The organism is Variovorax sp. AB1(2024), from assembly GCF_037482385.2.
GTDB lineage: Bacteria > Pseudomonadota > Gammaproteobacteria > Burkholderiales > Burkholderiaceae_C > Variovorax.
Genome location: NZ_JBBHKP020000001.1, coordinates 650,693 through 663,748, shown reverse-complemented (window position 1 = coordinate 663,748; position 13,056 = coordinate 650,693). Strand labels below are relative to the sequence as shown.

At 67.6% G+C, this 13,056-nt stretch carries 8 protein-coding genes; 5 read left to right on the top strand and 3 right to left on the bottom strand.

Going from position 1 to position 13,056, the window contains the following annotated elements; translation table 11 throughout:
* Nucleotides 1–153: 153 nt before the first annotated feature.
* The 5 genes from WIX39_RS03260 to WIX39_RS03240 all read left to right on the top strand — a co-directional run bounded on the left by WIX39_RS03260 (nt 154) and on the right by WIX39_RS03240 (nt 9,901).
* Nucleotides 154–3,765: an indolepyruvate ferredoxin oxidoreductase family protein gene (locus tag WIX39_RS03260; protein ID WP_106936429.1), complete on the top strand. Its 3,612-nt coding sequence runs from the start codon at nt 154–156 to the stop codon at nt 3,763–3,765.
* 286 nt (nt 3,766–4,051) lie between these two features.
* On the top strand, nt 4,052–4,387 hold the full coding sequence (gene yajC, locus WIX39_RS03255) for a preprotein translocase subunit YajC (RefSeq protein WP_081268783.1): 336 nt from the start codon (nt 4,052–4,054) through the stop codon (nt 4,385–4,387).
* 89 nt (nt 4,388–4,476) lie between these two features.
* Nucleotides 4,477–6,357, top strand: coding sequence for a protein translocase subunit SecD (gene secD, locus WIX39_RS03250; protein ID WP_081268784.1), 1,881 nt, complete (start codon nt 4,477–4,479; stop codon nt 6,355–6,357).
* An 18-nt stretch (nt 6,358–6,375) separates the two neighbouring features.
* Nucleotides 6,376–7,335: a protein translocase subunit SecF gene (gene secF / locus WIX39_RS03245; RefSeq protein WP_081268785.1), complete on the top strand. Its 960-nt coding sequence runs from the start codon at nt 6,376–6,378 to the stop codon at nt 7,333–7,335.
* A gap of 151 nt (nt 7,336–7,486) precedes the next feature.
* A complete protein-coding gene (locus WIX39_RS03240) occupies nt 7,487–9,901 on the top strand; it encodes a DUF1631 family protein (protein ID WP_409194496.1) in 2,415 nt (804 codons plus the stop codon).
* 13 nt (nt 9,902–9,914) lie between these two features.
* Here WIX39_RS03240 and WIX39_RS03235 read toward each other — a convergent pair whose 3' ends face one another.
* The 3 genes from WIX39_RS03235 to WIX39_RS03225 all read right to left on the bottom strand — a co-directional run bounded on the left by WIX39_RS03235 (nt 9,915) and on the right by WIX39_RS03225 (nt 12,952).
* Nucleotides 9,915–10,433, bottom strand: a complete 519-nt coding sequence (locus tag WIX39_RS03235) for a DUF494 family protein (RefSeq protein WP_081268824.1) — start codon at nt 10,431–10,433, stop codon at nt 9,915–9,917.
* 101 nt (nt 10,434–10,534) lie between these two features.
* Nucleotides 10,535–11,701: a DNA-processing protein DprA gene (gene dprA, locus WIX39_RS03230; RefSeq protein ID WP_106936432.1), complete on the bottom strand. Its 1,167-nt coding sequence runs from the start codon at nt 11,699–11,701 to the stop codon at nt 10,535–10,537.
* Nucleotides 11,702–11,731: 30 nt separating this feature from the next.
* Nucleotides 11,732–12,952 (bottom strand): LysM peptidoglycan-binding domain-containing protein, encoded by a 1,221-nt coding sequence (locus WIX39_RS03225; RefSeq protein WP_409194495.1) that lies wholly within the window; start codon nt 12,950–12,952, stop codon nt 11,732–11,734.
* Nucleotides 12,953–13,056: the final 104 nt, after the last annotated feature.

Genomic DNA, 13,056 nt, shown 5'->3' with positions numbered 1-13,056 from the left:
TTCTGGAACAGGGTTTTTCAGGGCAAAGAACGCAAACACCTGTCGCGGACCCCGGCATACACTTTGCATGATCATGGGCTCGTGCCCTACCCGGGCGAAGACCCACAGCAATCAGCCAGGCCCACAAGGCCCTGCCATACGGAGACAGAAAAAATGAATGCACCGCTGCCCGCGCACATTCGCAAGGCCCTGGAAACGGTCACGCTCGACGACAAATACTCGCTCGACTACGGCCGGGCCTTCATGAGCGGCGTCCAGGCCCTCGTCAAGCTGCCCATGCTGCAGCGCCTGCGCGACCAGCAGGCCGGCAAGAACACCGCCGGCTTCATCAGCGGCTACCGCGGCTCCCCGCTCGGCGGCTATGACCAGGCCCTGTGGAAGGCCAGCAAGTTCCTGAAGGAACAGAACATCGTCTTCCAGCCCGGCGTGAACGAAGAGCTGGCCGCCACCGCGCTATGGGGCACCCAGCAACTGGGCTTCTCCCCGCAGGGCACCAACAAGTTCGACGGCGTCTTCGGCATCTGGTACGGCAAGGGCCCGGGCGTGGACCGCTGCTCCGACGTCTTCAAGCACGCCAACATGGCCGGCACCACCGAGTTCGGCGGCGTCATCGCGGTGGCGGGCGACGACCACATCTCCAAGAGCAGCACGGCCGCGCACCAGAGCGACCACATCTTCAAGGCCTGCGGCACGCCGGTGTTCTTTCCCGCGAACGTGCAGGAAATCCTCGACCTGGGCATCCACGCCTTCGCGCTGAGCCGTTTCTCGGGCGTGTGGTCGGGCATGAAGACGATCCAGGAGATCGTCGAGTCGAGCGCCACGGCCATGATCGACCCCGAGCGCGTCGAGATCGTCATTCCCACCGACTTCGAAATGCCGCCCGGCGGCCTGCACATCCGCTGGCCCGACCATGCGCTGGAGCAGGAAGCCCGGCTCATGCACTACAAGTGGTACGCCGCGCTGGCGTACATCCGCGCCAACCGGCTGAACCACAACGTCATTCAAGGCCCGAACGACCGCTTCGGCATCATGGCCAGCGGCAAGGCCTTCAACGACACCCGCCAGGCGCTGATCGACCTGGGCCTGGACGATGCGGCCTGCCGCCAGCTGGGCATCCGCCTGCACAAGGTGGGGGTGGTTTGGCCGCTGGAAGCGCAGCTCACGCGCGAGTTCGCCACCGGCCTGCAGGAGATCCTGGTGGTCGAGGAAAAGCGCCAGGTCATCGAATACCAGCTCAAGGAAGAGCTCTACAACTGGCGCTCCGATGTGCGGCCCAACGTGGTCGGCAAGTTCGACGAAGGCGAGGTGCACGCGGCGGAGGGCTACTCCGGCGGCGAATGGTCGATGCCCAACCCGACCGCGCACACCCTGCTGCGCGCCAACGCCGACCTGAACCCCGCCATGATCGCCAAGGCCATTGCCGGGCGGCTGCGCAAGACCGGCCTGCTGGCCGCCGCCGGCGCCGACATGGCCGCGCGCATCGACGCCCAGCTGGCCATCCTCGAGGCCAAGGAGCGCTCGATGGTGGTGCAGCAGGCCTCCACCAGCGTGGTCGACGCCACCCGCCAGCCCTGGTTCTGCTCGGGCTGCCCGCACAACACCAGCACCGTGGTGCCCGAAGGCTCGCGCGCGATGGGCGGCATCGGCTGCCACTTCATGGCGACCTGGATGGACCGCTCCACCATCGGCTTCACGCAGATGGGCGGCGAGGGCGTGCCGTGGGTGGGCCAGCAGCCCTTCACCACCGACCAGCACATCTTCGCGAACCTGGGCGACGGCACCTACTTCCACAGCGGCCTGCTCGCCATCCGCCAGAGCATCGCGGCGGGCGTGAACATCACCTACAAGATCCTCTACAACGACGCGGTCGCCATGACCGGCGGCCAGCAGGTCGGCGAGCGGCCCGAAGGCCACTCGGTGCTGCAGATCGCCGAGAGCCTGCATGCCGAAGGCGCGGTGAAGGTCGTGATCGTGACCGACGAGCCCGAGAAGTACGAGGGCGTGAACATCCCCGGCGACCATGTGCAGGTCAAGCACCGCGACCTGCTCGACGACGTGCAGCGCGAGTTCCGCAAGATCCCCGGCACCACGGCCATCATCTACGACCAGACCTGCGCCACCGAGAAGCGCCGCCGCCGCAAGCGGGGCACGGCCGTCGATCCGGCCAAGCGCGTGGTCATCAACGAGCTGGTGTGCGAGGGCTGCGGCGACTGCAGCGTGCAGAGCAACTGCCTGAGCGTGGAGCCGCTGGAAACCGAATTCGGCCGCAAGCGCACCATCAACCAGAGCAGCTGCAACAAGGACATGAGCTGCCTGAAGGGCTTCTGCCCGAGCTTCGTGACGGTCGAAGGCGGCCAGCTCAAGAAGAAGGGCAAGAACAAGGCGGCCACGCCGGCCGAGTTCGGCCTGCTGCCCGAGCCCGCGATTCCGTCGCTGGTCGGCGGCAAGGTCTGGGGCGTGGTGGTGGCGGGCGTCGGAGGTACCGGCGTCATCACCATCGGCCAGCTGCTGGGCATGGCCGCGCACATCGAGGCCAAGGGCATCGTCACGCAGGACGCGGCCGGCCTTGCGCAAAAGGGCGGCGCCACCTGGAGCCACGTGCTGATCGGCGACACGCAGGACGACATCCGCACCACGCGCGTCGGCACCGCGGCGGCCGACCTGATCCTGGCCTGCGACCCGCTGGTCACGGTCAACGGCGAAACCATGGCGCGCATGCGCGAAGGGCGCACGCACGTGGCGCTCAACAGCCACAGCTCGCCCACCGCCGCCTTCGTGCGCAACGCCAACTGGCAGAACCCGGAAGACGCCTGCGCCGCCGAGATCGCGCGCGCCGTGGGCATCGACGCCATGGGCACCTTCGACGCCGATGCAGCCGCCACCACGCTGATGGGCGACAGCATCTACGTCAACCCGATGATCCTGGGCTACGCCTGGCAGAAGGGCTGGATCCCGCTGGAGCACGAGTCGCTGATGCGCGCCATCGAGCTGAACGCCGTGGCCGTCGAGAACAACAAGACGGCCTTCGAATGGGGCCGCCAGGCGGCGGTGCGGCCCGAAGAGCTGCAAAAGCGCGTGCGCCCCGGCCAGGTCATCGAGTTCAAGAAGCGCGAATCGGTCGAGAGCCTGGTGGCGCGCCGCGTGGAGTTCCTGACGGGCTACCAGAACGCCGCCTACGCCGACGAATACAAGCAGTTCGTGGGCAAGGTGCAGCGGGCCGAGGCGGCCGTCGGCAAGAGCACCGCGCTGACCGAGACGGTCGCGCGCTACCTGTTCAAGCTGATGGCGTACAAGGACGAATACGAAGTCGCCCGCCTGCACACCGACCGCACGTTCCTCGACCGCGTCGAAGGCATGTTCGAGGGCGACTACAAGCTCAACTACCACCTGGCGCCGCCGCTCATCGCAAAGAAGAACAGCAAGGGCCAGCTGCAGAAGCAGAAGTTCGGTCCCTGGATGCTGACCGGCTTCAGGCTGCTCGCTAAGCTCAAGGGCGTGCGCGGCACGGCGCTCGACATCTTCGGGCGCACCGAGGAGCGCAAGGCCGAGCGCGCGCTGATCGGCGAGTACCGCGCCAGCATCGAGGAAGTGATCGGCGCGCTGCGGGCCGACAACTACGCGCTGGCGCTCGAAATTGCCGGCCTGCCCGAGCAGATCCGCGGCTACGGCCACGTCAAGGAGCGCAATCTCGCGGCCGCCCGCACACGCTGGAACGAGCTGCTGGCCAAGTGGCGCAACCCGCAGGCGCAGCGCGCGGCAGCCTGATTTTTCGACGGAATCCCACCGCAAAGAGCGCCCGACGGGCGCTTTTTGCTATTGAAAAGATAGCATCCGATGGGCGGAACGGATGGCCGGAAAGCCCTCCCCGCCGCGCCGGATAAGCCCGTGGAACGGCCATCCGCGCCGAATACAATGCCCGGTGCTGTGCGCGGCCAAGCCCCGCCGAGCTTTGACTTGCGGCCCCAATTCCGTTCGTGGCCGCGAAGCCATGAGAAGAGTCGGGACCGGCCCGCCTTCCTCTCGTTTTCTCTTCCCTCTGCTGGAGACTCTTTTGTTCATTTCCTCTGCTTTCGCCCAGACCGCGCCCGCTGCAGCCGGCGGCGGTGACATGTTGTCCTCGCTCGGCAGCATGCTGCCCCTGGTGCTGATGTTCGTGGTGCTGTATTTCGTCATGATCCGCCCGCAAATGAAGCGCCAGAAAGAAGCCCGCGCAATGATCGAGGCGCTGGCCAAGGGCGACGAAGTCGCCACCGCCGGCGGCGTGCTCGGCAAGATCACCTCGCTGAGCGACCAGTACCTGGGCCTGGAGATCGCCAACGGCGTCGAGATCAAGATCCAGCGCAGCGCCGTGGTGCAGGTCCTGCCCAAGGGCGCCGTCAAGCAATAAAAGCGTGAGCTGAACCTTGCGCTTTGCGGCGCAGGGCCCCAAGTCACGCGGTGTTCCATTTCTGAAAAGCTTGAGAAAAGCGCCCGCTCATGAACCGCTACCCGGTCTGGAAGTACACGATCATCGTGATCGTGTTGCTCGTGGGGCTCATCTACGCCCTGCCCAATTTCTTCGGTGAGGCGCCTGCGGTGCAGGTGTCGGCGGCCAAGACGGTCGTCAAGGTCGATGCCTCCACCCAGACCCGGGTCGAGGAGGCGCTCAAGGCCGCAGGCCTGACGCCCGACCTGATCACCCTGGACGCCACCTCGCTGCGCGCCCGCTTCGCAACCACCGACGACCAGCTCAAGGCGCGCGACGCCGTGCAGCGCGCGCTGGTGCCCGACGCGAACGACCCGCCGTACACGGTGGCGCTCAACCTGGTGTCGCGCTCGCCCAAGTGGCTGACCGCGCTGCACGCCTTCCCCATGTACCTGGGCCTCGACCTGCGCGGCGGCGTCGACTTCCTGCTGCAGGTGGACATGAAGGGCGCCATCGACAAGAAGGCCGAGTCCTTCGCCAGCGACCTGCGCACCACCTTCCGCGACAAGAGCATCCGCGGCACCGCGGTGAGCCGCAACGGCCAGACCGTCGAGGTGACCTTCCGCGACGCGGCCTCGCTCGACGCGGCCAAGCGCATCATCCAGGACCAGTTCCCCGACCTCGCCACCACCGACAGCCAGGACGGCGGCAACTGGCGCCTCGTGGCCACCATCAAGCCCGAGGCCGCGCGCCGCATGCAGGACGCCGCGCTCAAGCAGAACATCACCACGCTGCACAACCGGATCAACGAACTCGGCGTGGCCGAGCCCGTGATCCAGCAGCAGGGCCTGGACCGCATCGTCGTGCAGCTGCCCGGCGTGCAGGACACCGCCAAGGCCAAGGAAATCCTGGGCCGCACCGCCACGCTCGAAATGCGCATGGTCGACGAAAGCGCCGAGGGCCGCGCCGCCGAGCTGAGCGGCGGCCCCGTGCCCTTCGGCTCCGAGAAATTCCTCGACCGCCAGGGCCGGCCCGTGATCGTGAAGAAGCAGGTGCTCGTCACCGGCGAGAACCTCACCGACGCGCAGCCCGGCTTCGACCAGCAGAGCAACCAGCCCAAGGTCGACCTGACCATGGACGCCAAGGGCGGCCGCATCATGCGCGACGTCAGCCGCGAGAACTACAAGAAGCGCATGGCCATGCTGATCTTCGAGAAGGGCAAGGGCGAAGTGCTCACCGCCCCGTCGATCAACGGCGAACTCGGCAACCGCTTCCAGGTCTCGGGCTCCATGACCGTGGTCGAGGCCAACGACCTCGCGCTGCTGCTGCGCGCCGGCTCGCTGGCCGCGCCCATGGAAATCATCCAGGAACGCACCATCGGCCCGACGCTGGGCGCCGACAACATCGAGAAGGGCTTCAAGAGCGTGATGTACGGCTTCCTGGCGATCATGGTCTTCATGTGCGCGTACTACGCACTGTTCGGCCTGTTCTCCTCGATCGCGCTGGCCGTCAACCTGATGCTGCTGGTGGCCATCCTCTCGCTGCTGCAGGCCACGCTCACGCTGCCCGGCATCGCGGCCATGGCCCTGGCCATCGGCGTGGCGATCGACTCCAACGTGCTGATCAACGAACGCGTGCGCGAAGAGCTGCGCAACGGGGCGTCGCCGCAGGCGGCCATCCATGCCGGCTACGAACGCGCCTGGGGCACCATCCTGGACTCCAACGTGACCACCCTGATCGCGGGTATCGCGCTGCTGGCCTTCGGCTCGGGCCCGGTGCGCGGCTTCGCGGTGGTGCACTGCATCGGCATCGTCACCTCGATGTTCTCCGCCGTGTTCTTCTCGCGCGGCCTCGTGAACTTCTGGTACGGCCAGAAGAAGAAGCTCAAGACGGTGTCCATCGGCACGGTCTGGCGCCCCGCAACCGACGGCTCGGCCGTGGCAACCAAGTAAAGGGCGAGGACAAGCGTCATGGAATTCTTCCGCATCCACAGGACCATCCCGTTCATGCGCCACGCGGTGGTGCTGAACATCGTCTCCGTCGTCACCTTCGCGCTGGCGGTGTTCTTCCTGTTCCACCGCGGGCTGCACCTGTCGGTGGAGTTCACGGGCGGCACGGTGATCGAGGTCGCCTACGAGCAGTCCGCCGACATCGGCAAGGTGCGCGATGCCGTCACCAAGCTCGGCTACCCGGAGGTGCAGGTCCAGAACTACGGCACCTCGCGCGACGTGCAGATCCGCCTGCCGGCCCAGAAGGGCATGAGCTCCGACCAGCAGAGCGCGCAGGTCATGCAGGCGCTGAAGTCGGTCGACCCGTCGGCCACGCAGCGCGGCATCGAGGTCGTCGGGCCGCAGGTCGGCGAAGAGCTGACCACCAACGGCCTCAAGGCCCTGGGCATGGTGGTCGTGGGCATCATGATCTACCTGGCGTTTCGCTTCGAATGGAAGTTTGCGCTGGCTACCGTGCTGGCCAACCTGCACGACGTGGTGATCATCCTGGGCTTCTTCGCGTTCTTCCAGTGGGAGTTCTCGCTGGCGGTGCTGGCGGCGGTGCTGGCGGTGCTGGGCTACTCGGTGAACGAATCGGTGGTGATCTTCGACCGGATCCGCGAGAACTTCCGCCGCTACCGGAAGATGACGACCACCGAGATCATCGACAACGCGATCACCTCGACCATCAGCCGGACCATCATCACCCACGGCTCCACCCAGCTCGTGGTGCTGTCGATGTTCTTCTTCGGCGGGCCGACCCTGCACTACTTCGCCCTGGCGCTGACCATCGGCATCTGCTTCGGCATCTACTCTTCGTGCTTCGTGGCGGCGGCCATCGCCATGTGGCTCGGCATCAAGCGCGAAGACCTCGTCAAGGGCGGCCCGACCAAGCGCGACGGCGAATCGGGGGACGACCCGAACGCCGGGGCCGTGGTCTGACGGATACTTCAGGCTTAATTCAGGCGGCCAGGGCGGCGCCGCGGTATGCATGCAACGCCGCGCGCTCTCCACACTTGTGCGGTTGAGCATCCCGATGCAAGCTCGCGGTTGTCGCCGATAAACCGAACACCCTGGCCTTTCCGACTTTTCAATGAGCATTGCGCGGTCCGCTTCTTCCCTGCAGCTCGCTCGCGAGACGCGTGAGCGCTTCGTGGCGGCCACGGAAGGCGCGATCGTGCCGCTGGCCCGCGCAATCCGGGACCGGCTGACCGCGCTGGCCTCGGAAGCCGGCAACGCCCGCGCCATGCAGGAGCACCGCGACGATTTCGTGGCGTTCCAGGGGCAGGGCACCCGCTGGGTCTCGCTCGCGCAGACCGGCTGGCGCAAGGCGCTGGCGGGCTCGGGCGGCGGCGCGGCCGCGGCGTCTTCGGGTTTGCGCCTCGAGCTCATCGGCGACGAGGAGGTCGAGAGCAACATCCTCTCATCGCGCCTGGCGCAGGTGATCCACGACAAGGCCAGCTTCGAGCTGAGCGACCTGCGCCTGCGCATCCAGCACCTCGAAGGCACCTCCGAACTCGACGCCCACGACGTGCTCAAGCCCGAGACGCTGGCCAAGCTGCTGGTCGAGCAATGGCTCGGCGCGGGCCTGAGCCGCGGCATGTGGACCCGGGTGCAGGACACCGTGCAGCTGGCGCTGGTCGACGTGGTCGTCAAGGCCTACAAGGACGCCAACGTGTTCCTGGTCGCCAACGGGGTGATGCAGGAGATCGATCTCAAGAGCTTCGTGCGGCGCACGGGCAGCAGCGGCGGCGGCGCAGCGGGCGCAGGCGGCGGCTCCGGCGGCCCGACCACGTCGAGCGGCTCGATGGCCCGCGACAGCGGCATGTCCGGCGGCCCCCACAGCGCCCAGCGCCCCGGCTTCGGGTTCGCCGGCTCGCAGCAGGGCTCGGTGCCCTCGGCCGTGGCGCCTCCCGCAACCACCGGTGGATCGCCGTTGATGATCGCCCGGCAACGCGCGCAGACCGCCCTGCTCAGCCTCAAGCGGTTCGTGACCGCGCGCATCGGCGGCGACACGGGCGCAGGCGCGGGACAGCATTACCAGGCCGCGAATCCCGATGGACGCGCCACCGATGCCGGCGGCGGCGGGGGGCCGGCGGCTCCGCGCGTGTTCTCGCGCACCTTCGCCGGCGCCATCGCCGACGCCGAAGTCGCCTATCGCATGGCGGCCACCCAGTTCATGGACGGCCCGGGCGAGCAGGCCACGCTGATGCAGCAGACCGCCGTCGACCTGCGCAAGCGGACCACCGAGCTCAAGAAGCGTGCGCCGACCACCGCCGACAAGGCCACGGTCGAGATCGTGGCGCTGATGTTCCAGGCCATCCTGGCCGAGGAACGCATTCCTTTTTCGGCGCGCGTGTGGTTCGCGCGCCTGCAGATGCCGGTGCTGCGCGTGGCCATCGCCGAGCCCGAGTTCTTCGGCACCCTGCAGCACCCCGCGCGCATGCTGATCGACCGCATGGGCTCGTGCGTGATGGGCTTCGACGCGGCGGCCATCACCGGCAGCGCGCTCGAAGGCGAGATACGCCGCGTGGTGCAGGTCATCGAGCAATATCCCGAAACCGGCCAGCGCGTGTTCAAGCTGGTGTTCGATGAGTTCGTCGCCTTCCTCAACCGCTACCTGACCCAGAGCGACACCACGCAGCGCGTGATGAGCGTGGCGCAGCAGGTCGAGCAGAAGGAAACGATGGCGATCCAGTACACCATCGAGTTGCGCAAGATGCTGAACGACATGCCGGTGCGCGACGAGATCCGGGAGTTCCTCTTCAAGGTCTGGGCCGAGGTGCTGGCCATTGCCGCGCTGCGCTACGGCGCGCAGGGCGAGCAGACGGTCATGCTCAAGCGCGTGGCCTCCGACCTGGTGTGGGCCGCGAGCGCCAAGCCCAACCGCACCGACCGCGCCCGCGTCATACAAGACCTGCCGCAGCTGCTGCAGCGCCTGCGCCAGGGCATGGCGCTGCTGGGCATCGTCGACGAGCCGCAGGAAGCGCACATCAAGATCATCGGCGCCACGCTGTCCGACGCCTTCCTGTCGAAGACCGAGGCGATTCCGCAGGCCAAGATCGAAGCCATGGCCGAGCGGCTGACGCACCTGGAAGACTTCGTGACCGACGTCGGCGGCGCCTCCGACCTGCCGCTCGACGCCCACAGCATCGAGCTGCTGCTCGGCGTGGACGCCGCCTCGATCGAGGTCGTTCCCGATGCCGCCGGCGCCAAGGTGGCCGAGGACATGCTCGCCTGGGCGCATGAGTTGCAGGTGGGCAACTGGTTCATGCTCGACCACAACGACCGGGTGAGCCAGGTGCAGTTCGTGTGGCGCAGCGACCGCAAGCAACTGCACCTGTTCGCCTCCGCGGACGGCCGCAGCTTCCTGATCCAGGCCGGTCGCCTGGCCATGTACCTGCAGGCCGGCCTGCTGGTGCCGGCCGAAGAAGAAACACTCACCGTGCGCGCCACGCGCGAAGCGCTGGCCAAGCTCGACGCCAACCCCGAGCGCCTGCTGAACTAGCCGGGAGGCGAGCTCAGTGTGCGGTGCGGCCTTCGCGGCTTTCGCAAAGTTCGTCGAGCACCAGCGCATCGGGCTCGATGCCGGTGCTCCAGTGGACCATCAGCACGATGATCTTCAGCTCGTCGATCGCGACCGGATCGCCCGGTGCGGCCATCGCGCGCTCGATCACGATCTCACGCAGCCCGCAGGGCAGCACGTCCGATGATTCGAGGAAGCGGATGAAGCCCAGGCATTCGGCGCCGAGGTGCTCCTGCTCCGCCTGGGAGTAGATGCGCATGGCATCGGGGGATTGGGGCAGGGCCGCTTCGGGTGCGCCGCGCAGTGTGACGGTGGCCGAGGCCGCGTCGTCGGCGTGGTGCTCGATCTGCATGCCTTGCGTTGCCAGGCTCAGGCCATCGAGCCAGTGAAGGGCTTCGCGGATTTCTTCTGCCTCGAAGCCGTGCGCGCTGAGCTTGCGGCCCAGTTGTTCGGGTTCGGGGCATGCATCGCCGCGCCAGTAGTTCTCGTAGACAAAAACAAGTACTTCGAACATGCGCACCAATATAGCCCAGGAAGTGGCCGATCGCCCCCGGGCTTTGCGCACTTCGCATCACTTTTCCTTCCTGCATGCGCAGGCGTTCGCGCGGACCTCGATCAGCTGCTGGCAGATCGCTGGAAGAGCCCGCCGGGCAGGCGCGAGACATGGCCGTCCAGTTCGAGCGAGAGCAGCTTCGCCTGCAGCGCGGCGGCGCTCCAGCCGGTGCGGGCGCTCAGTGCGTCGAGGCTGACCGGGTCGAAGCCCAGGGCCTCCAGCAGCGGGGCCTCGGTCGATGACGGCGCCTGCTGCGCTTCGGCTGCGTCGCTGCTGCCGTTGCCGTTCTTGGGCGGCGATGCGGACGGTGTGTGCTGCAGCGGCGGCAGCTCTTCAAGGATGTCGTTGACCGATTCCACGAGCTTGGCGCCCTGCCGGATCAGCGCGTGGCAGCCGCGCGACTGGGGCGAGTGGATCGAACCCGGTATCGCGAACACTTCCTTGCCCTGCTCCGAGGTGAGCCGCGCGGTGATCAGCGAGCCCGACTGCAGCGCCGCCTCGACCACCAGCGTGCCGCGTGCCAGCCCGGCGATGAGCCGGTTGCGCTTCGGAAAGTTCTGCGTGAGCGGCGGCGTGCCCAGCGGCAACTCGCTGACGATCAGGCCTTGTTGGGTGATGCGGTGCGCCAGGTCGCGGTGCCGCGCCGGGTAGACGCGGTCGAGCCCGGTGCCGACCACGGCGACCGTGGCGAGGCAGGGCGTCTCGCCGGCGGCGTCCAGCGCGCCCTGGTGCGCGGCGCCGTCCACCCCCAGCGCCAGCCCCGAGACCACCGGCAGGCCGGCTTCGCCCAGCGCGCGCGCAAAGCTGCGCGCATTGCTGGCGCCTTGCGGTGTCGGGTTGCGGCTGCCCACGACCGCGATGCTGTGGCCGAGTTGCGTGAGGTCGTAGTCGGCGGCGCCGAGCACATAGAGCATGGGCGGCGGATCGGCCATTTCGAGCAGCGAGGCCGGGTAGCCTGCATCGCCGAGCGTGACGAGCCGGCGCGAGCTGCCGTTGTCGGTGTTGTGCAGCCATTGCCAGGTCTGGTCGACCTGGGCTTGGAGATTGGCGGGCGGCTGCCGCAGTGCCTCGGCCTGCGCGAGCGACACCACTTCGCGCAGCGCTTCTTCCGGCTGCGCGAACACGCGCTCGGGCAGGCCGAACGCCGCGAGGAGCCGGCGCACGGTGCCGTCACCGATGCCGGGGGTCAGTGAAAGTCGCAGCCAGCCTGCGAGTTCTGCGCGTTCCAAACGAATGTGCGAAAGAGCCGTAGCCGTGGGTCAGGGATTGACGAGGAAGTCGCCAGCGCGCGGAGTGTCGTTGATTTCCAGGACCAGCGCGTAGGACACTTTCGCGAAAGTGCGAAACACCATCAGCAGGCCGATGCGTTCATTGGGCAGCTTGATGGTTTCCTTGCGGGCGCCGGTGCGGTCGACGATGGTCTCGCCGTTCTTCAGGATGGCTAGCACGTGGCCGCTGTCGATGCCGTCGCGCGTGCCCTTGTTGATGGCCACCACCTGGTTCTGCGCGGCGAACTGCACCGCGTTGCCGTAGACCGAGATGATGCGGCCGTCGACCTGCGTCGAGGGCGCGCGCGGCACGTAGCTCAGCAGCTGGCGCGGCGGCTCGGGCAGCAGGCGGTCGCCGGCGCGGATTTCCTCGCGCGACGCGATGATGTCGACGGTCGCTGGCACCACCGTGATGACGTCCTTGTCCTCGACCGTCTCGACGGTGGTCGACTCGCCGCGCTGCAGCTGCGCCTTGCCCAGGTACTGCGCCTCGTAGCCGAGGATTTCGCCCGTGCCCGGGTCTTTCAGCGGGGTGGCGTTGCGGAACACGCGGAAATGCTGCACCGGGCCCGGGGCCTCGACCAGCGGCGAATTGGCGTTGCCGCGCGCATAGGCGCGGTCGCCGCGTGACAGCAGAACACGGTTGTCGTTGCCGGCCACGATGCGCGGCGCGCTTTCCAGCGTGTCGGCGTCGACCACGATGGGCTCGCTCAGGAACGGCTCGATGATGCTCGGATTGAGCGTGGGCAGCGCCATGCCGGCCAGCGAATCGAAGCGGGTGCGCGGCGACAGCTTGATGGTGCCGCCGTCGCCGCTGAAGCCGCCGCGGCGGGTGGTCGTGAGGCGGGCGCGGCCGCCGGTCTTGTCCAGGTAGAGCACCTGGCCGGGGTAGATGCGGTGCGGGTTCGCGATCTCGTCGAGGTTCATGCCCCACAGCTCGGGCCAGCGCCAGGGGCGCAGCAGGTACAGGCGGGAGATGGCCCAGAGCGTGTCGCCGGGCTTGACGGTGTATTCGTCGGGGGCGTTGGGGGAGAGTTCGCTCAGCGGCACGCCGGTCTGCGCGGTCTGCTGGGCCGTGGCGCGCTGCTGCGGCGTCACCGGGTAGTTCTGGGCCCAGGCCGTCGTGGCGCCGCAACTGCCGAGCACCGCCAGGGCGGTCAGTGTGGCAAGAAATGAGGGGCGCTGGCGTTCAGCTGATCTGAGCTTTTTCATGTCTGGATGGGTGAGCGCGCGAGGTATCGCCGCACATACGAATCTCACAATTTGCTACGAATTCTGCGCTGAAGCCCCTGGCAGGGCAACGTTTTCGGGCTCGT